This window comes from Brucella sp. TWI432 (assembly GCF_039674445.1).
GTDB lineage: Bacteria > Pseudomonadota > Alphaproteobacteria > Rhizobiales > Rhizobiaceae > Brucella > Brucella chromiisoli.
The window spans coordinates 82,276-105,385 of sequence record NZ_JBDJNL010000002.1; the positions used below are offsets into that span (position 1 = coordinate 82,276).

The window sequence follows — 23,110 nt, forward strand, 5'->3', positions numbered from 1 at the left end:
TGATGGATAATTCCGCAGCGGTTGATAATAAAGACAGTATAACTGCGTTTTCCATGTTCAAACGCCGGCTTTCTTCGGTTATGTCTTTTGTTATGAGCCGCCATTTTTTGTTTTTGATTTCCGCTATTGTTCTGGTTGCCCTTGCCGCTTGCGGCAAAGGAGAGGATGAGCAGGCTGCCGTTCCTTCTCAGGAAGAGCAAACAACGTCTGCACCTGCGCCAGAGCAGGATGGCCCGAACTTGATTAAGGCTTTGCAGGATAATTCCGGCGTTATGACGCCGGAAGAGCAGAAGGCCGCTATTGACCGGGCGCGCGCGAATGCGGAAGCGGCAGCCAAGGCTGTTGGCCAGAGCGAACAACAGGCGCAGGCCGCAGGTGAAGCGGCAGCGAGCGCAGCTCAGCGGTCGTTTGAGTCTCGTCAGGCAGCGCAATAATCGGCGCTGCCAAGCCTATATTCTTCCAGTTCATTGTTTTTTCTGTTTTGCAACGGGTTGTTGTTTCCAGTCATTACGGAATTCTATAGAAACGATTCATGTCGATCTGGGGCCGCATCGGTGAGTTTGTCACTTCCTTAACGCTGAACGCTATTTCAAGCGTGATTGAGGCTGTGCGAACGGTTTTTGAAGGGGATGCAGATACGCGCAGGCGTGTTGCTTTTTCCATCGCGATGATCGCTCTTGCAGCCAAAATGGCGAAAGCTGATGGCGTTGTTACCCAGGACGAGTTTCGGGCATTCCAGAATATTTTTTCTGTTCCACCCGAAGAGCATGCTCATGTGGTCCGGCTCTATAATCTCGCACAGCAGGACGTTGCAGGCTATGAGAGCTACGCGCGTCAGCTTGCTGGCCTTTGCCGTGAAGGCGATGATAATTGTCATTTGCTGGAAGACATTCTCGACGGTCTGTTCCATATCGCAACGGCCGACGGTTATGTGCATGAGAAAGAAATGGCGTTCCTCTCAAGTGTTGCCGAGATATTCGGCTTTGATGAGGAAGGTTTCGAGCGTATTGCTCTGCGCCATGTCAACCAAGGCGAGGGCGACCCCTACGCCATACTGGGTCTGGTGCGGGGTGTTTCGTTTGAGGATGCGCGCAAGCGGTATCGTTCATTGGTCAAAGAGCATCATCCTGACCGGCTTGTTGCGGAAGGTCTTCCGCTTGAATTCATCAAGATTGCAAATACACGCCTTGCTGCCATCAATGCAGCCTGGGCAAGCGTAGAAAAACAGTTGGAAGCCGCATGAGCAGCCCAGATACATCAGAAGAAGAACTCCTGGCGGCACTCGCTTTGGAAAAGCCCGATTATCCAGCCGCGACTGTCGATGCATCGCCGAATTTTGGTATCCGCAAGGATGGCAAGACGCCGACCTATCTTATCCTGCATTATACCGGCCTCGCGACCGCTCAGGAGGCGCTTGATATTCTCAAGTCGCCCGAGAGGGAAGTCTCGGCCCATTACCTTGTTCACGAAGATGGCCGCGTAGTGCAGATGGTTTCTGAAAAGGCGCGCGCATGGCACGCAGGGAAAAGTTTCTGGAAAGGCGAAACCGACATTAATTCGGCTTCGATCGGCATTGAGATCGTCAATCCGGGTGAGTTAGAAAACTACCCGCCCTTCGCCGATCGCCAGATTGAAGCCGTCATTGAGCTTTGCCGAAGCATCTGCGAGCGTTATGGCATTCGCCCCGAGCATGTTCTCGCGCACTCAGATATAGCGCCAGAACGCAAGACAGATCCTGGCCACAATTTTCCATGGAAGCGCCTGCATGAAGCAGGGCTAGCCCATCACATTGAACCGACAGCCATTCGTGGCGGACGTTTTCTCGCGCGTGGCGAGCAGGGGCAACCCGTCGAGGCTTTGCAATCCATGCTAGCGCTTTATGGCTACAAAATTGAGATCAATGGTGTGTTTGATGAGGCTACCGAGACCGTGATTAAGGCGTTTCAACGACGTTTTCGAACACAGAATGTGGACGGCGTGGCCGATGTATCCACGATCGATACCCTCTATAGGCTGATTTTTTCATTGCAAAACGTTACCGCTTAAGAGCTTTGATCTGTTCTCTTATGGCACAGGTATAAGTTTCATATTTCTGTAACAATTTCATTAAACTAGAGCGGATGCATCTTTGGGTAGTGGTGGTTTTCTACTGCTGCGCGCATCACGGATTGTGACAGGGTTTATTACAACCTGTAAGACTATTTTACTTCCCGAACCAATCTTCGGCTGCATTTGCCCGTCAAATGAGCTGCCATTCCCGGCTGTGACGAGCGGGCCCAGCTTTGATAAGCGGGCAAGAGTTTGTGAGCGGGATCATAAATAAACGGCACTGCTGCCCCCAAGACCAGCAATGCCCATAAGCAATCCAAGACGGTAGGTCATGAAAGTAAAATTTGTTGTTGTATGCGCCCTTATTGGCGCCGTGAGTTCTTTTGGTCTTAATTCTGCGATGAGTGCTCCGCTTAATGAGCCAACCAATCTGACGGACCTGCTGAAGGCTCGGGCACAGAACAAGATGGCTGAAGCCAATAAGGCAGAAAATAAATCGCGCTCCGCGAATGCAGAGCCAAGACAGACAGCCAAAAAGGCTTCCGTGGTTACCAGGCGTTCTGCGCCGAATGCTAAAGGCGCGAAGCGCTCCAAGGCAGACGGTACGGCTTCACAGTCTTTAGAGAAGTCCGGCAAGCCTTATTCCCAGATTATCAATCGTTATGCTGCGACCTATGGTGTGCCGTCCTCGCTTGCGCATGCCGTTGTGCGTCATGAAAGCAATTTTCAGCCAAATGTTCGTGGCAAGGCTGGCGAGATCGGCCTCATGCAGATTAAACTCTCCACGGCGCGCAGCTTGGGTTATTCCGGCTCTGCCAAGGGGCTTTATGAGCCATCGACCAATATCCAGTATGGTATGAAATATCTCGCTCAGGCACAGAAGCTTGGCGGCGGCACGACGTGCGGTACGATCCTCAAGTATAATGCCGGTCATGGCGCCAAACGCATGAACCCGACCTCTGCAAAATATTGCAGCTCGGTTAAGTCTTATATGGCTGGCCTTTAATAATTAAATTTACTTTGTCGGCCGCGTTGAGTTTCAGGTCGATGATGTGAACGAAAAGCCGGTAGCGGTTTCGCTACTGGCTTTTCTGTTGTGTGCAGATTTTTTCGAAACACGGTTCCCAGCTAGTCCGAACGTGTTATATACGCGGCCGTCAGTCGGTCGGGCAGCCGCGCTTGTCATATGCCGAAAGGCGGCAGGTGAGGAAAGTCCGGGCTCCATGGAAACACGATGCCGGGTAACGCCCGGCGGGGGCGACCCCAGGGACAGTGCCACAGAAAGCAGACCGCCCCGTCTTCCGTACCGCTTGTCAAAGCGGCAGGGATGACGGGGTAAGGGTGAAAGGGTGGGGTAAGAGCCCACCGCGCCGGTGGCAACACAGGCGGCACGGTAAACCCCATTGGGAGCAAAACCGAATAGGGACGGCGCGCCGGTCCGCAAGGATCGGCAATCAGTTTCCGGATCAGCCGTCCGGGTGGGTTGCAAGAGGCGGGTGGCGACATCCGTCCCAGATGAATGGCTGCCACGTTGGACGCAAGTCCGGCCATACAAAACCCGGCTTATAGACCGACTGACACTTTTTCTTCCCCGTATCCGCTAATCGACATTTTTATTTGATCGCAGGAAACGGATAGTTGTGTGCGTGTTGCATATCTATTGCGGGGCCTCCCAATCAAGGAGGTTTCTATGTCGAGTTTAAAAGATAAGGTCGCAATCATTATTGGCGCATCATCAGGAATAGGGCGTGCTGCGGCAATGTTGTTCGCGTCTGAGGGGGCATCTGTTGTTTTGAATGCGCGTAACAAGTTAGGGCTTGAAGCGGTAGCGTATACTATCAAAGAGCTTGGTGGTGAAGCGTATTATGTGGCGGGTGACGCTTCTCATTCTGAAACACATGAAAAACTCATAGCCGTAGCGCAGAACGTGTTCGGCCGTCTTGATATTGCCTTTAATAATGCAGGCACTGTCGGTCCCGTCGTACCGATGGCAGAGGTAAGCCTTGATGATTGGAACAATGTGATCGCCGGTAATCTGACATCGGCATTTCTCGGTGCAAAATCGCAGATACCGTCAATGCTCAGGTCTGGCGGCGGTTCAATCATTTTCACATCAACCTTTGTCGGCAGTAGTGTCGGCATTCCAGGAATGGCACTTTATGGTGCTGCAAAGGCTGGCTTGATGGGATTGGTGAAAGGCATCACCGCAGACTATGGGTCCCAAGGCATCAGAGCTAACGCGCTTTTGCCGGGCGGAGTTGATACGCCGATGGCAGGCAACGATGCGCAGAAAGAATGGGCGGCAGGCCTGCATGCAATGAAGCGGATTGCGCAGCCCGAAGAAATTGCTCAGGCGGCGTTATTTCTCGCGGGGCCGATGTCAAGTTTCGTTACTGGTTCAGCACTCTATGCTGATGGCGGCAATTCAGCCGTCAAATAAAAAGTCAGCGGCTTTCCGGGCTGGAAAGCCGCTTCCCATTTCAGATCGGTGCTCCGGTGAAGAAATCGTAGATCAGTTTCATGTTCAGCACGACGATGATGGCTGCTGTGATTGCGGCAAGCAAGGTCACCCAGCGTGGCGCTGTGAGCGCCCCCATTTTTTTCTTTTCTGCCGTGAACATAACCAGCGGGATGACCGCAAAAGGCAATTGCAAGCTGAGCACGACCTGCGACAGGATCAGAAGTTCGCTCGTTCCTTCGGAGCCATACATAATGGTGACGATGGCTGCTGGTACGATGGCGACAAAGCGGGTGATGGCGCGGCGCAGCCATGGTTTGAGTTTGATGTCGATAAAGCCTTCCATCACGATCTGGCCAGCCATTGTCGCGGTGATGGTCGAGTTTAACCCGCAACAAAGCAATGCGATTGCGAAAAGCGTCGGGGCAAGCGCTGAACCGAGCAGCGGATTGAGCAACGCGTGTGCCTTATCGAGATCCTCGACGCCTGTATTGCCGGTCGCATTGAAGCTGGCCGCTGCAAGAATGAGGATCGATGCGTTGACCAGCAAAGCGAAGGTCAGTGCAATTGTCGAATCGAGTGTCGCATAGCGAATGGCTTCCCGCTTTTCCGGTAAGGTGTGACCGTAATCACGGGTTTGGATAATGCCTGAATGCAGATACAGGTTATGTGGCATGACCGTCGCACCGATAATGCCCAATGCTATATAAAGCATATCCGGGTTGCGTATGATTTCCGTGGTTGGTGCAAACCCGCGGATCACCTCACCCCAATGGGGCTGTGCCATCAGTATTTGGATCAGAAAGCAGACAGCGATCACACCGAGTAAGGTGATGATCAGTGCTTCGACACGGCGGAAGCCCTTGTTCTGCAAATAGAGTACAAGAAGCACGTCGGCGGCAGTTAGGATGACACCGATTTCCAGCGGAATACCGAAAAGCAGATTAAGACCGATTGCCGTTCCGATCACTTCGGCGAGGTCTGTGGCACAGATGGCAAGTTCTGCCAGAAACCACAAAGGCCAGGCGAGAAAACGCGGATAGGCATCGCGGCAGGCCTGCGCAAGATCACGACCCGTAGCAACCGCAAGCCGGGTACACAGCGCTTGCAACAGAACGGCCATGAGATTTGAAAGCAGCACGACTGACAAAAGCGTGTAGCCGAAGCGTGATCCGCCCGCGAGCGAAGTGGCCCAGTTGCCGGGGTCCATATAGCCGACAGCAACCAGGTAGCCAGGCCCGAAAAAGGCCATGGCACGGCGAAATTTCGAGCCGGAGCGGTTGACACGGACTGACCGGTGGACATCCGACATTGAGGCTTCGCCCCGTTCCCGACGCCAGCCTTCAAATGTAACGTCTTGCGGAGCGGGAGGCGTACTTCCCCGAAGGGGCATCTTAAATGCCATGCGTCATGTTTCCAAAATGCAATTGCGAATTATTTGCAATAAATAACGTTTGTATGGTTTGCCGTCAACTGCTGTTCATTGAGCGGTTTTCATATCAGTGTGATTGTTCGATCTAGGTATTGGACGAATTGACCGCAGGCCGGAAGCGCGGTTTTGGATGCCTGAATCACGTGAAATCGGGGCAACAAAACTTTTCTATAAGTTCCGGTTTTTTGATTGGGCAGAGCAAAGCATAACGGTTCATTAAGCTTAATATCCGATAACTGTTTGAACGAATCCGTCAAATCGGCAGCCGTCTGAAATTGGCCGGAATTCGAAAGAAAACACAGGATAGCGGGACGTGATCCCGGGAAAGGACCGTGATGATGGCTAGCCTCGGCGGAGACCAATCTCAAGCCGAAGGGGCTCAGGTCCGTCACGTTCCGGTGCTTATCTCCGAAGTGATTGATGCCCTGAAGCCCGAAACCGGCAAAATAATCGTCGATGGCACATTCGGTGCAGGGGGGTACACGCGGTGCGTTCTGGAGCAGGGGGCGAATGTCATTGCAATCGACCGTGATCCCACCGCGATTGACGCCGGACAGGCCATGGTCAGGCAGTTTGATGATCGGCTTACGCTGGTTGAAAGCCAGTTTTCCAGGCTGGATCAGGCTGTTGAGCAGGTTCTGGGCGACGGCGCGAAAGTTGATGGTGTTGTGCTTGATATTGGTGTCTCATCGATGCAAATCGATGAAGCTGAGCGTGGGTTTTCATTTCAGAAAGATGGTCCGCTCGACATGCGCATGTCACGCAAGGGGCCAAGTGCTGCCGATGTGGTGAACCGTCTGAAGATGGGTGATCTGGCGCGCATCTTTAATTTTCTTGGCGAGGAACGCCATGCGGGGCGTATCGCGCGCATGGTTGAAAAGCGGCGCGAAGCGCAGCCTTTCACACGCACGCTTGATCTCGCCAATGCCATTGAAGCGCTGGTCGGGCGCAATCCGAAAGTGCCTATTCATCCGGCAACGCGTGTGTTTCAGGCGCTGCGCATTTATGTGAATGACGAGCTTGGTGAATTGGCGCGTGCACTGCTTGCGGCAGAACGCGTTCTTAAACCGGGTGGCCGTTTGGTTGTCGTAACCTTCCACTCGCTCGAAGACCGGATGGTCAAGCGTTACTTTGCAGATCGCGCCGGTGGCAGTGCCGGATCGCGGCATCTGCCGGAAACCCACGTGCGTCTTCCCAGCTTTACGGCTGCGGTGAAGGGGGCTGTTGGGCCGAGTGTTGAAGAAGAAGAGCGCAATCCTCGTGCCCGTTCCGCAAAATTGCGCGCGGGTGTGAGAACTGAAAATCCGCCTCTTGAAGATGATCTTTCGCTGTTCGGGCTGCCAAAGCTGCCTGAAACGCATGAACTGACCCGGAGTTGAACGAGTGCTGCGTACTTTTGAACTCATCATGATAGCGGCGATGCTGGTGGCAGCAACGATCACCTATACCATCAAATATGATGCGGAACGGCAGATCGCTGTCATTGCAAAATTGAAGCGCCAGATCGATTCCGAAAAGGACACGATTACGCTGTTGCGCGCGGATTGGGCATTGATGAGACAGCCGGGCCGTTTGCAGAGCCTTGTTGGTGTTTATGCGGACGAGTTGAAACTTGCACCCATTGAAGCTGAACAGTTTGCTATGGGCGTTGAAGATATTCCTGAGCGGCAGCTGGACGACATTCAGAAGCTGATTTCCGGCAGTGACGAACTGGTCGCAAGCGGTGTTCTGAAGCCAGACGCAACGACCACAGGAAGCATCAAGAAAAATGGAGCGAGGCACTGATCATGCGGCTGAAGCTCGGGTTTTCCAAAAAGAACAAACAGAACATTCATGACGGCATGGAGCCGACTGGCAATGAAAAGCTGGCTGGCAATATGGCGTTTGTCGGCTCGCGTAAAAAGAACGGCAATCGTGCCCGCAATCGTCTTTGGATGGCGATTGTCTGCTTCGTTGGCATTTATGGTGTGATCGGTGGGAAGCTGGTCTATTTTGGTGTGATCGGCGGCGAAGATGAGGAGTCAAACGGTCCAGCAGTGCATCAGCTTGCATCGCGACCCGATATTCTGGATCGCAATGGCGAAATTCTTGCCACTGACATTAAAACATCATCGCTTTTCGCCGAACCGCGCAAGATTGTCGATCCCGATGAAACCATTGAGCTGCTTTCAACGGTCATTCCTGATCTTGATTGGGAAACGACCTATCGTCGTCTGAAGAGCGGTGCGGGTTTTGTCTGGATCAAGCGTGGCCTGACACCGCGTCAGCAGAGCCAGATCATGGCGCTCGGTGTTCCGGGCATTGGTTTTCGCACCGAAAAGCGTCGTTTTTATCCCGGTGGTCCGACCGCTTCGCATATTCTTGGCCTCGTCAATGTCGATAACCAGGGCATTGCCGGCATGGAGAAATATATCGACAGTCAGGGCCTGAGCGATCTGCGCGCTGCGGGTATGGCGACGGCACAATCGCTGGAACCGGTCAAGCTTTCCATTGATATTCGCGTGCAGCACATCATGCGTGACGTGCTGGTGAAGGCTGTTGAACGGTATCGTGCAATTGCAGCGGGTGCGGTCGTTCTCAATGTGAAGACCGGCGAAGTGATCGCCATGGCTTCGGTACCGGATTTTGATCCGAACAATCCCGTGCATGCGCTTGATAAGGATCGCCTCAACCGTATGTCGGCAGGCACCTATGAAATGGGCTCGACGATCAAGAGCTTCACCACGGCAATGGCGCTCGACTCGGGTAAATTTACGCTTAATTCGCGCATCGATGCATCGCGTCCGCTGGTGATTGGTCGCCAGACGATCCGCGACTTCCACGGTAAGGGCCGTGTGTTGACGCTGCCAGAGGTTTTCATCTTCTCTTCCAATATTGGTTCTGGTCATGAGGCCAATGTTGTGGGCATTGAAGGCCATCGCGCATTTTTGAAGAAAATGGGTTTGCTGGACCGCATGGAGACGGAGTTGCCAGAAGTTGCCCGTCCTGTCGAACCACGCGTCTGGAAGAAAGTTAACTCCATGACCATTGCGTTTGGTCACGGCATGATGACGACACCGCTTCAGACAGCAGTGGGTGCGGCAGCATTGATGAATGGTGGCAAGCTGATTGAACCAACCTTCCTGACCCGAACCCAGGCTGAAGCCAATAAGGTTGCAAAGCAGGTCATCCATCCGCAGGTTTCCGCCGATATGCGCTATCTCTATCGTTTGAACGCGACAGCGCCCGGCGGTTCTGGCAAGCGCGCCACCGTTCAGGGCTATCGCGTTGGCGGCAAAACCGGCACGGCTGAAAAGGTTGTGCATGGCCGTTATTCGAAAGATGTGCGCTTCAACGCCTTCCTTGCATCCTTCCCGATGGACGATCCAACCTATGTCGTTCTGACGATTATCGACGAACCGAAACCGGAAGAAGGCAAGTATAGCGCAACCGCCGGTCTCAATGCTGCGCCAATGGTGGCTGACATTATTCGCCGTTCAGCCACTTTTTTGGGAGTAAAGCCCGATTTTCGACTCGAATTTGCGCCAGCAGAGTCTGAATTGGCCTTTGCTGATTCTGCAAATGACTGATTTGTGCAATTGCATGTAAAACCTGACCGTCTGCACACTGTAACTGGAATTGGTATGACCATGAAGTTGAAAGACATCGCACTTTTTAAGGAACTTACCTCCGGTTCGGCGGGTGATCTGGAAATCACGGGTGTTACGTCGGACTCCCGGAAAGTGCAGCGCGGTTTTCTTTTTGCCGCGCTCAAAGGTGTGAAGGCCGATGGTGCTGTTTTTGCTGCGGATGCTATCAGCCGTGGCGCTGCTGCGATCATTGCCGGTAAAGATACGATTATTAGCAATGCAGCCGTACCCGTTGTGCATGTGGAAGATCCACGCCATGCGCTGGCGGTTGCCAGCGCACAGTTTTACGGCAAGCAACCTGAGGTCATGGTTGCAGTGACAGGCACCAGCGGCAAGACGTCTGTCGCTTCGTTTACGCGCCAGATTTGGGCTTATGCGGGTTTTCCGGCTGCCAATATCGGGACCACAGGCGTATTTTCGCCAACGCGCAGCGATTACAACTCGCTGACAACACCGGATCCGGTTGAGTTGCAGCGTGTGCTCGCAGAACTGGCCGATGAAGGTGTGACCCATGCCGCGATGGAAGCGTCATCGCATGGTCTTGATCAGCGTCGTCTTGATGGTGTGAAGTTGGCCGCAGGTGCTTTCACCAATCTTGGTCGCGATCACATGGATTATCATGCGACGATCGAAGAATATCTGCATGCCAAGATGCGCCTGTTCGACACTTTGCTGCCAAAGGGATCGCCTGCAATCATTTTTGCAGATGACCAGTTCTCGCCCCAGGCAATAGAAGCGGCAAAAGCTGCTGGTTGCGATGTGAAGACAGTCGGCCGCAAGGGTGATTTCATCACCATCAAACGTGTTGAGCATGAGCGCTTCCGCCAGCACGTTGAAGTGCGTATTGGCGATGAAATATTTGAGATTGAATTGCCGCTGGCCGGTGATTTTCAGGTTGCCAATGCGCTTGTTTCAGCTGGCCTTGCCATGGTCACAGGTGTTCCGGTTGCAGCCGCCATGCGTGCGCTTGAACGCCTTAAAGGGGCGCCGGGTCGTCTTGATCTGGTTGGTGCCACGGAAGAGGGCGCTCCTGCCTATGTGGACTATGCGCATAAGCCGGAAGCACTTGAAAATGTTCTCACATCGGTGCGCCCATTCACGACTGGCCGCGTCATCGTGGTGTTTGGCTGTGGCGGCGATCGCGACAAGGGCAAGCGCCCGATCATGGGAGAAATCGCTGCGCGTCTGGCGGATGTTGCGATCGTGACTGACGACAATCCACGCTCGGAAGTGCCTGCACAGATCCGTTCGGAAATTATGGCTGCGGCGCCCGGTGCGACCGAAATTGGTGATCGGCGTGAAGCGATCTTTACCGCTGTGTCGATGATGATGCCCGGCGATACGCTGGTTGTTGCGGGCAAAGGCCACGAGGAAGGCCAGATTGTCGGTGACCTTACGCTTCCTTTCTCCGATCATGCGGAAGTGGCGGCAGCGCTTGCTGCACGTCTTGAGGAGAATAAGAAATGAGTGACTGGCTTTGGGCATCTGCCGATATGGTCGAGGCCATGGAAGGTCGTCCTGTTGGCACCATGCCTGCCGGAATTACCGGCATTTCTATTGATAGCCGCACGTTGAAAGAGGGCGAAGCGTTTTTCGCAATCAAGGGTGAATTGTTTGACGGTCATGACTTTGCAACAGCGGCCATGGCTGCTGGTGCTGGTCTTCTGGTGGTCAACGAATCCCGTCTGCCTGCTCTTGGCAATCTCAAAGTGCCGATGATCGTGGTTGATGATGTCCTTGAAGCGTTGATCAAGCTTGGTATTGCCTCGCGTGCGCGCTCCAAAGCGCAGATCATTGCTGTGACCGGGTCTGTGGGAAAAACAACGACGAAGGAAGCATTGCGTCATGTGCTGGCTGATTGCGGCAAAGTTCACGCATCGGTCGCGTCATTTAACAATCACTGGGGTGTGCCGCTGACGCTCGCCCGTATGCCTGCCGATACAGATTATGGTGTGTTCGAAATCGGCATGAACCATCATGACGAAATTCGCCCGCTGGTGAAAATGGTTCGTCCGCATGTAGCACTGATTACTTTGATTGCTCCGGCCCACCTTGGCCATTTCGCCAATCTTGAAGAAATTGCAACAGCCAAAGCCGAGATTTTTGAAGGTGTTGTGCCGGGCGGTTATGCGTTGCTCAACCGCGACGACAAGCGTTTCAAGCAGCTTGAAGACCTTGCTGCGCAGGCAGGCGTTGAGCATGTGGTGACTTTCGGTGAAAATGCCCGTTCTGACTACCGCCTACGTGAAGTGAAGATGCATCCGACCTGCTCCTGTATGACGGTGAAGATCGGTGATGAAGAAGCCGTCGTCAAAGTCGGTATGCCGGGACGGCATATTGTGCAGAATATGCTTGCGGTTCTTGGCGCGGCCCATCTCGTTGGTGCAGATATGGCCAAGGTTGCCATCGCCATGGCAACGCTGACCGCTGAAGGCGGACGCGGTGCACGCCATGTGCTGGAACATCCAGACGGTGGTTCCTTCACGCTGATCGATGAAAGTTACAATGCCAATCCGACCTCGATGCGCGCTTCTCTTTCGCTTTTGCAGGCCACCCCGCCGCAAGGACCGCGTGGACGCCGCATCGCTGTTCTTGGTGATATGCTGGAGCTTGGTCGTCAGTCCGGGAAGCTTCATGCTGATCTTGCGCGTCCCATTGTCGATGCAGAAGTGAACGCGGTTTATATCGGCGGACGCGAAATGTCGGTGCTCAAAAATGCTTTGCCGGTTGAAATTCACGTCGAATACAGGCAGAGCACCGATGAATTGTTGCCGCTGGTGACGAAGGCTGTGCGTCCCGGCGATGTTGTCATGGTGAAATCATCCAAGGGGATTGGCTTCTCCAAAATCGTCAAGGCGCTGACCAGCCAGTTTCCGCCAGTGGTGCCTGCCGAGTAGCAGTTTTTGAGGGATTTTTCTCCGCATGTTGATGCTTCTTTCAATCTTCGCCGAGCATGTGACACCGTTTAACGTGTTCCGCTACATCACGTTCCGCACTGGCGGCGCGATGATCACCTCGGCGTTGATCGTGTTCCTTTTTGGCCCCACGATCATCAATGCGCTGCGCGTGCGACAGGGAAAAGGTCAGCCGATCCGCGCTGACGGTCCTCAGACACATTTCAAAAAAGCCGGTACGCCTACCATGGGCGGCCTGATGATCATGACCGGTATTTTGGTCTCCTGCTTTTTGTGGGCCAACCTTTCCAGTATCTACGTCTGGGTTGTGTTGATGGTCACGGTGGGTTTTGGCGCCATCGGCTTTTATGACGATTATCTGAAAGTCACGAAGCAGTCGGACAAAGGTTTTTCCGGCAAATCACGTCTGGCTATCGAGTTCCTGATTGCAGCCGTTGCAGCCTTCATCATCATGCGGGCAGGGCAGGAGCCATTCTCCTCGTCGCTGACATTTCCGTTTGTGAAGCAGTTTGTGCTTAATCTTGGCTGGTTCTTCATTCCATTGGCAGCCTTTGTCATGGTTGGCGCTGGCAATGCGGTGAACCTGACTGACGGTCTTGATGGTCTTGCTATCGTGCCTGTGATGGTCGCGGCTGCATCTTTTGGCTTCATTGCCTATCTTTCGGGTAATGCGATCTTTGCCGATTATCTTCAGATCCATTTTGTTCCGGGTACGGGCGAGCTGGCCGTAGTGCTGGGTGCTGTTATCGGCGCAGGTCTTGGCTTTCTCTGGTTCAATGCGCCTCCGGCTGCAATCTTCATGGGTGATACCGGCTCGCTGGCATTGGGCGGTATGCTTGGTACGGTTGCTGTTGCGACCAAGCACGAAATCGTTCTTGCCATCATTGGCGGCCTCTTTGTCATGGAGGCACTTTCGGTCATTATTCAGGTTGGTTCGTTCAAGCTCACTGGCAAGCGCGTGTTCCTGATGGCCCCGATTCATCATCATTTTGAAAAGAAGGGCTGGACAGAAAGTCAGGTCGTGATTCGTTTCTGGATCGTGGCAATTATCCTTGCCATGATCGGCCTTTCCACATTGAAGCTGAGATAAGGCAAACAGAATGATCCCGATCACCGCCCTTAAAGACAAGACTATCGCCCTCTTCGGACTGGGCGGGTCGGGCATCGCCACCGCCAAGGCAATCGTTGCCGGTGGTGCGAAGATCATTGCCTGGGACGATAATCCCGACAGTGTGGCACGTGCGCAGAGCGCAGGCATTGCGACGGGGGATTTGAGGCAGGCGGACTGGTCACAGTTCGCTGCCTTTGTGCTTTCACCCGGCGTGCCGCTGACCCATCCGAAGCCACATTGGAGCGTTGATCTCGCTCGTGCAAATGGCGTTGAAATTATTGGTGATGTCGAACTCTTTGTTCGCGAGCGCAATCATATTGCACCCGATTGTCCGTTTATCGCCATCACCGGCACAAACGGCAAATCCACCACAACCGCACTGATTGCCCATATCATCAAGGCTTCAGGCCGCGACATGCAACTCGGCGGCAATATCGGTACAGCAATCCTCACATTGGAAGCGCCTGCACCAGGCCGTTTCTATGTGGTTGAGTGCTCGTCTTATCAGATTGATCTCGCACCATCGCAGAACCCGACTGCCGGTATTCTGCTGAACCTGACGCCGGATCATCTTGATCGCCACGGCTCGATGGAAAACTATGCCGCTATCAAAGAACGGCTGGTTGCGAATAGCGGCGTGGCAATCATCGGCGTGGATGATGCATATTGTGCGGGTATCGCAGATCGTCTTGAAAGCAGCAGCGTAAACGTTGCAAGGATCTCCAAGGATAAGCGGCTTGAAAACGGAAGCTTCGCCGAAGGCGCAAAGCTTTATTGTGCCACAAATGGCAAAGCCGAAGAACTGGCTTCCCTTGAAGGCATTGGCTCTTTGCGCGGTGCGCATAATGCGCAGAACGCGTTGGCTGCAATTGCGGCCTGTTTGTCGGTGGGCCTATCGATTGAAGAAATTCGTGCGGGTTTGAAAACTTTTCCGGGTCTTGCGCATCGCATGGAACAGGTTGGCCATCGCGGCAAGGTTCTGTTCGTCAATGATTCAAAGGCGACCAATGCGGAGGCGACAGCTCCGGCGTTGTCGTCTTTTGCTGATCATATTTACTGGATCGCCGGCGGTGTACCCAAGGCTGGCGGCATCAGCGCTTTGTCGGAATTCTTTTCGCGTATAACAAAAGCCTATCTGATTGGTGAAGCGGCAGCACAGTTTGCTGCGACGCTGGGCGACGCCGTGCCATTTGAGATTTCCGACACGCTGGCTGTTGCGGTTGAGCACGCCGCGCGCGATGCAGGCAATGATGCGGCAAGCGAACCCGTGGTTCTGCTTTCACCGGCTTGTGCAAGCTTTGATCAGTTTCAGAATTTTGAAAAACGTGGTGATGCATTCCGCACCGCCGTTCTCACGCTCCCCGGTATTGAACCAATTGGAAGGGAAAGCTGATGGTAAGTCGCGTTGACCGTGGTCCTGTCGCCAACTGGTGGTGGACAATCGACCGTTACTTTCTGGCTGCATGTCTGGCTCTGATGGGGCTTGGTGTGCTGTTGTCCTTTGCGGCAAGTCCTGCCGTTGCACAGCGCATTGGCCTTAACAGCTTCCATTTTGTTGAGCGTCAGATCTTCTTCATGATCCCGGCTCTGATTGTGATGATTGGCGTGTCGTTTTTAACACCGCGCCAAATCCGGCGCTTTGCGCTGGTGCTGCTTTGTGTGTCGCTGTTTTTGATGGCGGCCGCACTTTTTGTGGGTATCGAGATCAAGGGTGCGCGTCGATGGGTGAGCCTTGCAGGCTTGTCTATTCAGCCGTCTGAATTCATGAAGCCAGCCTTTGTGGTCATCTGCGCCTGGCTTTTCTCCGAGCGTGAACGCGGTGGTGAGATGCCGGGCTATTTTCTGGCGATGATGCTGTTTTGTGTGACGGCCGGATTGTTGATGTTGCAGCCCGACTTTGGTCAGACCATGCTTACCACCGGCACATGGGGCGCAATGTTCTTCCTCGCCGGTCTGCCGATGCTGTGGATTCTGGTCCTTGGCGGTATTGCAGCGGTCGGTGCTTTCGGTGCCTATATGACACTGGATCACGTTGCGGGCCGTGTTAATCGCTTTATGACGGGTGAAGGTGATACGTTTCAGGTGGATATGGGGCGTGAGGCTCTTTTGCGCGGTGGCTGGTTCGGCCAGGGGCCGGGTGAAGGCATCGTCAAGCGCAGTATTCCAGACAGTCACACCGACTTTATCTTTTCAGTTGCCGCAGAAGAATATGGCATCATTCTCTGCATGATCATCATGGCGCTTTTCGCTTTTATCGTGATCCGCGGGCTTTCGATTGCGCTTCGCGAGCGTGACGCATTCACACGTCTGGCTGTGTCGGGCATCGTGATTCTGTTCGGCTTCCAGTCGATTATTAACATGGCCGTTAATCTGCATCTGATGCCTGCCAAGGGCATGACGCTTCCATTCATTTCTTATGGTGGTTCCTCGCTGGTCGCGATTGCAATCACGATGGGCATTTTGCTGGCGCTGACCCGTCGTCGCCCGGAAGCGCGCATGACGCATACGGTTGGTATGGGTGAGCGCATTCCGGCTTTGTGAGGGGATTATGGGAAAAGGCGTAATCGTATTGGCCGCCGGGGGAACGGGCGGTCATCTGTTTCCAGCTGAAGCGCTGGCGCACGAATTGAAGTCTCGCGGATGGGACGTGCATCTGGCGACCGATGCACGGGCGCGGCGTTTTGCCGGTGCCTTTTCAGAGGACCATGTGCACGTGATCCGCTCTGCCACCATCGCCGGACGCAATCCAATTGCGCTGGCACGCACATTGTGGTCGTTGTGGCAGGGTAATCTCGACAGCCGCAAATTGTTTCGTCGCCTCAAGCCGAAGCTTGTCGCAGGCTTTGGTGGCTATCCGACATTGCCGCCGCTTTATGCAGCAGGCAATATGGGCATTCCGACGCTTGTCCATGAGCAGAACGCTGTCATGGGCCGAGCCAATAAGGGACTGGCTTCGCGCGTGAAAGCGATTGCTGGTGGGTTCCTGCCAGAAACAAGCGGTGCTTTTTCTGACAAGATCGTTGCGACCGGCAATCCGGTTCGCCCGCCTGTGCTTGCGGCTGCCAACACGTCTTATAAGCCAGCCAAAGAGGGGCAGCGTTTTCGCCTTCTGGTATTCGGTGGTAGTCAGGGTGCGCAGTTTTTCTCAAATGCTATTCCCGAAGCAATTGCGCTTATGCCGGAGAGCGAACGCGCACGGCTGCTGATTACACAACAGGCGCGTAAAGAGGACGAGGCATCCGTCCGTGCTGCCTATCAGAGGCTGAAAATTCCAGCCGATGTGGCACCCTTTTTCAACGACATGCCCGCGCGCATTGCAGATGCGCATTTTGTGATTTCGCGCTCAGGCGCATCCACCGTTTCAGAAATTGCGGCGATTGGCCGTCCGGCCATGCTGGTGCCGTTTCCGCATGCGCTTGATCATGATCAGGCTGCGAATGCGGCGGCCCTTGCTGCGGCAGGAGGTTGCGAGGTCATGCGTCAGGCAGAGCTTACACCGCAGCGGCTCGCCGAAATCATCTGTTCGGCCATGAATGCGCCTGAAAGGCTCGAACAGCAGGCAAAAGCGGCAAAAAGCGTTGGTAAGCCGGATGCCACGCAGTTGCTTGCCGATCTTGCAGAGGCTATTGCAGCAGGTAAATCTGTTCAGGAATTCAAAGAAGGAACTCGGCCATGAAAATGCCGCTGAATATCGGGCTTGTCCATTTTATCGGGATCGGCGGCATTGGCATGAGCGGCATTGCGGAAGTGCTGCACAATCTCGGCTATAAGGTTCAGGGTTCGGATCAGTCGGACAGCGCCAATGTGCAGCGTCTGCGCGAGAAGGGCATTGAAGTCTTTGTCGGTCACAAGGCCGAAAATATTGGCGATGCCGAAGTCATCGTTGTCTCGACGGCGATCCGCAAAAACAATCCTGAACTTGTGAGTGCGCGCGAAAAGCTTTTGCCGATTGTTCGCCGTGCGGAAATGCTGGCCGAGCTGATGCGCTTTCGTCGTGCGGTTGCTATTGGCGGCACGCACGGCAAGACCACGACCACGTCGATGGTGGCAGCGCTGCTTGATGCTGGTCATCTTGATCCGACGGTTATCAATGGCGGCATCATCAATGCTTACGGCACCAATGCACGCATGGGGGACGGCGACTGGATGGTTGTTGAAGCCGATGAAAGCGATGGCACCTTCCTTAAGCTTCCCGCCGATATTGCGGTTGTGACCAATATCGATCCGGAACATCTGGATCACTATGGCAATTTCGACAATGTGCGCGCGGCTTTTGCGCAGTTCGTTGAGAATGTGCCGTTTTATGGGTTTGGCGTGATGTGCCTTGATCATCCTGAAGTGCAGGCTCTGGTCAGCCGCATCGAAGATCGTCGCATTGTGACTTATGGGCAGAACCCGCAGGCTGATGTGCGTTTTGTCAATCATCGCATGGACGGCGCTGTCAGCCTGTTTGACGTCCTGATCCGTTCGCGCAAGGGCGAAACAACCGAGATCAAGGATCTGCGCTTGCCAATGCCGGGTCTGCACAATGTTTCCAATGCGACGGCTGCGATTGCTGTCGCACATGAGTTGGGTATTTCGGCAGACGATATTCGTCGTGGACTTGGTGCATTTGGTGGCGTCAAGCGTCGCTTCACCCATACGGGATCGTGGAATGGCGTTGAGATTTTCGACGACTATGGCCATCATCCGGTTGAAATCCGCGCGGTGCTGAAGGCTGCGCGTGAAGCAACCAAGGGTCGAGTGATCGGCATTGTTCAGCCGCATCGCTACACGCGCCTGCATAGCCTGTTTGATGAGTTTGCAGCGTGCTTTAATGATGCTGACACTGTTATCGTAATGCCGGTTTATACAGCAGGTGAGGACCCGATTGAGGGTGTGAATTCGGAAATGCTGGTTTCTCGTATCAAAACGGCAGGGCATCGCGATGCGCGTTTTGCAAGCGGGCCGGAAACCTTGGCGCCACTGGTCGCATCGATTGCTGAACCTGGTGATTTCGTGGTCTGTCTGGGTGCAGGCAGTATCACGCAATGGGCTTATGCATTGCCGAAAGAGCTGGCTGAACAGGGTAAAAAGTAATGGAAAGCGGCGAGGCGCTTCTCAAGAAGCTTGATGGAAGGCTGTCGGGGCTGCGTGGCAAGCTGACGCCGGATGCTGGTATGGATAAGATTACATGGTTCCGTGCCGGCGGTCCTGCACAGGTTCTGTTTCAGCCTGCTGATGAAGAAGATTTGTCTGAATTTCTGAAGGCTGTGCCGGAAGAGATTCCCCTTCTGGTTGTGGGTATCGGTTCCAATCTCTTGGTGCGTGACGGTGGAATCCCGGGCTTTGTGGTGCGTCTGTCTGCCAAGGGGTTTGGTCATGTCGAGCAGGTTTCGCAAACACAGTTAAGAGCAGGGACCGCGACGCCGGATAAACGTGTGGCAGCGGCAGCACTTGAAGCGGGGCTCAGCGGCTTTCACTTCTACCATGGCATTCCCGGTGGCATTGGTGGTGCTCTGCGCATGAATGCCGGTGCCAATGGGGTTGAAACGCGCGAGCGTGTGGTTGAAGTGCGTGCGCTGGATCGCAAGGGTGAACTGCATATCCTGTCCAGCGCCGATATGGGCTACGCCTATCGCCATTCCTCGGCATCGCCTGAGCTGATTTTCACCTCGGCTCTGTTTGAAGGTATTCCGGGCGACTGCGACGAAATTCAGAAGGCTATGGATGCGGTGCAGAATCACCGCGAAACGGTGCAGCCTGTGCGCGAAAAAACGGGCGGTTCAACTTTCAAGAATCCTGAAGGCACGTCTGCGTGGAAGGAAATTGATAAAGCTGGTTGCCGTGGCTTGCGCGTGGGTGGCGCGCAGATGTCAGAGATGCATTGCAACTTCATGATCAATACCGGCGACGCCACCGGATATGACCTTGAAACGCTTGGCGAGACAGTTCGCGCTAAAGTTTATGAGAATTCAGGCATTCGCCTTCATTGGGAGATTAAGCGGCTCGGCTTGTTCCGCGAAGGGCGGGAAGTGAAAGAATTCTTATAAAAAGTCCATTCTTAAGAAGCCCGGATTTCCCACTGAAATTCCGGGCTTTTTTGTGCTTATTGAGTGATTCGAAACGTGCTCCCCTTTTGATAGGGGCTTGCCACGGAATCAACTCTCTGATTCTTTATGGTTAACCGTACAGTGATTTGATTCGTCAGGGTTTTTCCTGACTTGGGTGTCTGCTGCGTAATGTGGGTGGGCTATCCTGATTCTATTTTTGATTCGAGCGCAGGGAATGCGCAGAGGGGATGACTGACATGGCTGGACAGAAGGCTGTAAAGCATGTTGCCGTTTTGATGGGCGGTTTCTCATCAGAGCGTCCGGTCAGTCTTTCGTCGGGTACTGCCTGTGCTGCGACCCTCGAAGAATGCGGTTATCGCGTCACGCGCATTGATGTTGATCGTAATGTTGCAAGCGTTCTTGCTGAATTGAAGCCTGATGTGGTGTTTAATGCGCTGCATGGTCCGTTTGGTGAAGACGGTACTATTCAGGGGATTCTTGAATATCTTCAAATTCCTTACACGCATTCTGGCGTGTTGGCTTCAGCGCTTGCCATGGACAAGGATCGCGCCAAAAAGGTTGCTGCTGCGGCCGGCGTCACGGTTGCGCCTTCGCGTCTCATGAACCGTTTTGATATTGGTTCCGAGCACCCTATGCAGCCTCCTTACGTCGTCAAACCTGTGCGTGAAGGCTCCAGCTTCGGTGTTGTTATCGTCAAGGAAGACCAGACGCATGCGCCGCAGATCATCGGCTCTGCCGAATGGAATTATGGTGCCGAAGTTCTGGTTGAAAAATACATCCCCGGCCGTGAGTTGACCTGCGCGGTGATGGGTGATCGCGTGATGGATGTCTGCGAGATCATTCCGGTGGGGCATCAGTTCTACGATTTTGATTCAAAATACGTGCCTGGCGCATCAACTCACGTATGTCCGGCAAAAATTTTACCAAATATTTACCAAAAAATACAAACAATGGCCCTTACGGCGCATCGGGCAATCGGGTGTCGGGGCGTAAGCAGATCAGACTTCCGTTTCGATGATCGTTTTTCTGAAGAAGGCGAAGTTATCTGGCTGGAAGTGAATACTCAGCCGGGCATGACTCCTACCTCGCTCGTACCTGACATCGCGAAGACGGCAGGTATCTCTTTTGGTGAATTGTTGAGTTGGATGGTGGAGGACGCGTCTTGTTTGCGTTAAACGGCAGATCACATGAATACGGGCGTTCGGGCGCGATGCGGGATGCATCGGGTGCGGCCTTTGTTCTGCCGCGCTTTCTGCGCAAGCCGTTCCGCTTTGCTGTCCGTATGTTTCAGGGCAATATCAATGTTCCGCGTTATGCCGGTACGATTGGTATGCTCAGCTTTCTTGGTGCAACCGGCATCTATGGCATGGTGCTTGGTGGACATTCCGAGAATATGATCAAGGCGACGGCTTCGACTTTCGGTTTTGCTATTGAAAACGTGAAGGTCGTTGGTAACAGCGAAACGTCTGATATTGATATTCTGGGTCAGCTTGAACTGGACGGCGAGACCTCTTTGATCGGCCTGAGTGCGGAAAGTGCGCGTCAGGCGATTGCCAAGCTGCCTTGGGTTGAGAGCGCTGAAGTGCGCAAGGTTTATCCGGGCACGCTGCTGGTTTCGTTGGAAGAGCGCAAGGCCTTCGCCGTCTGGCAGAATGGTCAGGAGCTTTCGCTGATTGATTCGGCGGGCGACACAATCGTTCCATTCCGTCCGGGTCGTTACAATGCTCTCCCGCTTGTGGTGGGTGAAGGCGCTGAAAAGCGCGTTAAGGGTTTTGTGGATGAGGTTGCGGCTTATCCTGCTTTGGCTTCCAAGGTTCGGGCTTATATCCGGGTTGCGGATCGTCGGTGGGATTTGCTGCTGGAAAACGGCGTTCGCATCATGCTGCCGGAAGATGAGCCGATGAAGGCTCTTGCGGAAATTGAACGCCTTGATGGGGAAAAACATCTTCTGTCCCGCGATATCGCATCGGTCGATATGCGTCTTGATGATCGTGTTACGGTTCAGTTGACGGCAAGCGGTATGGAGCAGCGCCAGAAGTTCTTGGCTGATCGTAAGAAAGAATTAGCCCGCACGGGGAAGCGCGTATGAGTATTCTTGGCGGAAAAAGTTCAACACAGGCTGGAGGGGCAGGGCGCAAGGTGCGCCTACTGACCGTTCTGGATGTTGGTTCAAGCAAGGTTTCTTGCGTGATTGCACGCTTGCGTCCGCATGAAAGCGGTGTGCTTCTTCCGGGGCGCACGCATCGCATGGAAGTTCTTGGCATTGGTCATCAGCGTTCGCGCGGTGTGAAGTCCGGTGTCATTATCGATCTTGATGCCGCAGAACAGTCGATCCGCCTTGCGGTTGATGCTGCTGAACGTATGGCCGGTTTGACCGTCGACAGTCTGATCGTCAATATTTCCGCAGGACGTCTCAAGAGCGAAACCTTTACCGCAAGCGTTAATCTTGGCGGTCATGAAGTTGAGCAGACTGACATTCGCCGCGTGCTGGCCGCTGGCGCCAAGCAGGCGCTTGCTGCCGAACGCCACCTCGTGCATTCGCTGCCCGTCGGTTACACGCTTGACGGAGAACGCGGCATTCGCGATCCGCTTGGCATGCTGGGTGACAGCCTTGGCGTTGATATGCATGTGTTGACGGCTGATGCAGCACCCTTGCGTAATCTTGAGCTTTGCGTCAATCGTTGCCATTTGTCGGTCGAAGCAATTGTTGCCACGCCTTATGCGAGCGGTCTTGCAGCGCTGGTTGGCGATGAAGCGGAAATGGGTGCGGCCTGCATCGATATGGGCGGCGGCACAACAACGATCTCGGTGTTCTCCGAAGGCAAGTTCATTCACGCTGATGCTGTCGCTATCGGTGGATCGCATGTCACGATGGACGTGGCGCGCGGCTTCTCTACGCGTATGGAAGATGCTGAACGTCTCAAGGTTATGTATGGTTCGGCGCTGCCAAGTGCAGCTGACGACCGTGACCTCATCTCGGTGCCGCCCATTGGCGATGACGAGCGTGATGTACCCAATCAATATCCGCGTTCGGTTTTGACGCGGATCATCCGTGCACGTGTGGAAGAAACGCTGGAACTGGTTCGCGACAGGCTGAACCAGTCGGGCCTCGGCCATATTGTTGGTAAGCGTGTGGTGTTGACCGGTGGCGCAAGCCAGTTGCCGGGAATGCCGGAAGCTGCCAGGCGGATTCTTGCAAGGAATGTACGCATCGGGCGTCCGCTAGGCATAGCAGGATTGCCAGAGGCGGCTAAGGGTGCGGCTTTCTCCGCGACCGTTGGGCTTCTGATTTACCCCCAGGTGGCAGGTATTGAAGAGCGGTCGGTGAAAGCAGCTTCCTCCGGTCTTATGACCGGTACGGGGGGGCGAATTCAACGTGTCAGCCAATGGCTGAAAGAGAGTTTTTGAGTACACATTGAGTGATTTGATTGCGTGATGTGGGCGTAACCATCAGCGTAATAAC

The 23,110-nt window shown here is 54.0% G+C and carries 20 protein-coding genes and 1 other RNA gene; 20 read left to right on the plus strand and 1 reads right to left on the minus strand.

The window, feature by feature from the left end:
* The first annotated feature begins 2 nt into the window (after positions 1–2).
* From ABE527_RS05490 to ABE527_RS05515, 6 genes are all read left to right on the plus strand, one after another.
* Positions 3–434 carry a hypothetical protein gene (locus ABE527_RS05490; protein ID WP_396997626.1) on the plus strand — a complete coding sequence of 144 codons (432 nt, stop codon included), beginning with the start codon at positions 3–5 and terminating at the stop codon, positions 432–434.
* Between the two features lie 98 nt (positions 435–532).
* Positions 533–1,243 (plus strand): TerB family tellurite resistance protein, encoded by a 711-nt coding sequence (locus ABE527_RS05495; protein ID WP_396997582.1) that lies wholly within the window; start codon positions 533–535, stop codon positions 1,241–1,243.
* Positions 1,240–2,046 carry an N-acetylmuramoyl-L-alanine amidase gene (locus ABE527_RS05500; protein WP_396997580.1) on the plus strand — a complete coding sequence of 269 codons (807 nt, stop codon included), beginning with the start codon at positions 1,240–1,242 and terminating at the stop codon, positions 2,044–2,046. Before ABE527_RS05495 ends, ABE527_RS05500 begins: the two co-directional genes overlap by 4 nt.
* A gap of 334 nt (positions 2,047–2,380) precedes the next feature.
* The gene (locus ABE527_RS05505; protein WP_265985432.1) at positions 2,381–3,055 is read left to right on the plus strand and encodes a lytic transglycosylase domain-containing protein; all 675 of its coding nucleotides are present in this window, start codon (positions 2,381–2,383) and stop codon (positions 3,053–3,055) included.
* A gap of 151 nt (positions 3,056–3,206) precedes the next feature.
* An RNA gene (rnpB, locus tag ABE527_RS05510) (RNase P RNA component class A) lies at positions 3,207–3,631 on the plus strand.
* Between the two features lie 108 nt (positions 3,632–3,739).
* Positions 3,740–4,489, plus strand: a complete 750-nt coding sequence (locus tag ABE527_RS05515) for an SDR family oxidoreductase (RefSeq protein WP_499696366.1) — start codon at positions 3,740–3,742, stop codon at positions 4,487–4,489.
* A 40-nt stretch (positions 4,490–4,529) separates the two neighbouring features.
* Here ABE527_RS05515 and ABE527_RS05520 read toward each other — a convergent pair whose 3' ends face one another.
* Positions 4,530–5,900, minus strand: a complete 1,371-nt coding sequence (locus ABE527_RS05520) for an Nramp family divalent metal transporter (protein ID WP_265985487.1) — start codon at positions 5,898–5,900, stop codon at positions 4,530–4,532.
* 374 nt (positions 5,901–6,274) lie between these two features.
* Between ABE527_RS05520 and rsmH the strand changes: the two genes are divergently transcribed.
* The 14 genes from rsmH to ftsA all read left to right on the plus strand — a co-directional run bounded on the left by rsmH (position 6,275) and on the right by ftsA (position 23,055).
* Positions 6,275–7,318: a 16S rRNA (cytosine(1402)-N(4))-methyltransferase RsmH gene (rsmH, locus tag ABE527_RS05525; protein WP_499696509.1), complete on the plus strand. Its 1,044-nt coding sequence runs from the start codon at positions 6,275–6,277 to the stop codon at positions 7,316–7,318.
* Positions 7,319–7,322: 4 nt separating this feature from the next.
* Entirely contained in the window at positions 7,323–7,724 is a 402-nt protein-coding gene (gene ftsL / locus ABE527_RS05530) for a cell division protein FtsL (RefSeq protein ID WP_265985430.1), read from the plus strand.
* A 2-nt stretch (positions 7,725–7,726) separates the two neighbouring features.
* Positions 7,727–9,508 (plus strand): peptidoglycan D,D-transpeptidase FtsI family protein, encoded by a 1,782-nt coding sequence (locus ABE527_RS05535; protein WP_499696367.1) that lies wholly within the window; start codon positions 7,727–7,729, stop codon positions 9,506–9,508.
* Positions 9,509–9,562: 54 nt separating this feature from the next.
* The gene (locus ABE527_RS05540; RefSeq protein ID WP_396997572.1) at positions 9,563–11,035 is read left to right on the plus strand and encodes a UDP-N-acetylmuramoyl-L-alanyl-D-glutamate--2,6-diaminopimelate ligase; all 1,473 of its coding nucleotides are present in this window, start codon (positions 9,563–9,565) and stop codon (positions 11,033–11,035) included.
* Entirely contained in the window at positions 11,032–12,465 is a 1,434-nt protein-coding gene (locus ABE527_RS05545; protein ID WP_265985427.1) for a UDP-N-acetylmuramoylalanyl-D-glutamyl-2,6-diaminopimelate--D-alanyl-D-alanine ligase, read from the plus strand. Before ABE527_RS05540 ends, ABE527_RS05545 begins: the two co-directional genes overlap by 4 nt.
* A gap of 25 nt (positions 12,466–12,490) precedes the next feature.
* Positions 12,491–13,573 carry a phospho-N-acetylmuramoyl-pentapeptide-transferase gene (gene mraY, locus ABE527_RS05550; RefSeq protein WP_265985426.1) on the plus strand — a complete coding sequence of 361 codons (1,083 nt, stop codon included), beginning with the start codon at positions 12,491–12,493 and terminating at the stop codon, positions 13,571–13,573.
* 10 nt (positions 13,574–13,583) lie between these two features.
* Positions 13,584–14,987 (plus strand): UDP-N-acetylmuramoyl-L-alanine--D-glutamate ligase, encoded by a 1,404-nt coding sequence (gene murD / locus ABE527_RS05555; RefSeq protein ID WP_499696368.1) that lies wholly within the window; start codon positions 13,584–13,586, stop codon positions 14,985–14,987.
* Complete coding sequence (gene ftsW / locus ABE527_RS05560; protein ID WP_265985424.1) at positions 14,987–16,135, plus strand: putative lipid II flippase FtsW; 1,149 nt, start codon at positions 14,987–14,989, stop codon at positions 16,133–16,135. Before murD ends, ftsW begins: the two co-directional genes overlap by 1 nt.
* Before the next feature lie 7 nt (positions 16,136–16,142).
* Positions 16,143–17,270, plus strand: coding sequence for an undecaprenyldiphospho-muramoylpentapeptide beta-N-acetylglucosaminyltransferase (murG, locus tag ABE527_RS05565; protein ID WP_499696369.1), 1,128 nt, complete (start codon positions 16,143–16,145; stop codon positions 17,268–17,270).
* Positions 17,267–18,673, plus strand: coding sequence for a UDP-N-acetylmuramate--L-alanine ligase (murC, locus tag ABE527_RS05570; protein ID WP_396997563.1), 1,407 nt, complete (start codon positions 17,267–17,269; stop codon positions 18,671–18,673). Before murG ends, murC begins: the two co-directional genes overlap by 4 nt.
* On the plus strand, positions 18,673–19,626 hold the full coding sequence (murB, locus tag ABE527_RS05575; protein WP_499696370.1) for a UDP-N-acetylmuramate dehydrogenase: 954 nt from the start codon (positions 18,673–18,675) through the stop codon (positions 19,624–19,626). Before murC ends, murB begins: the two co-directional genes overlap by 1 nt.
* A gap of 257 nt (positions 19,627–19,883) precedes the next feature.
* Complete coding sequence (locus ABE527_RS05580; RefSeq protein WP_396997559.1) at positions 19,884–20,822, plus strand: D-alanine--D-alanine ligase; 939 nt, start codon at positions 19,884–19,886, stop codon at positions 20,820–20,822.
* On the plus strand, positions 20,810–21,736 hold the full coding sequence (locus ABE527_RS05585) for a cell division protein FtsQ/DivIB (RefSeq protein ID WP_499696371.1): 927 nt from the start codon (positions 20,810–20,812) through the stop codon (positions 21,734–21,736). The genes ABE527_RS05580 and ABE527_RS05585 overlap by 13 nt, the downstream gene beginning before the upstream one ends.
* Positions 21,733–23,055: a cell division protein FtsA gene (ftsA, locus tag ABE527_RS05590; protein ID WP_265985417.1), complete on the plus strand. Its 1,323-nt coding sequence runs from the start codon at positions 21,733–21,735 to the stop codon at positions 23,053–23,055. The genes ABE527_RS05585 and ftsA overlap by 4 nt, the downstream gene beginning before the upstream one ends.
* Positions 23,056–23,110: the final 55 nt, after the last annotated feature.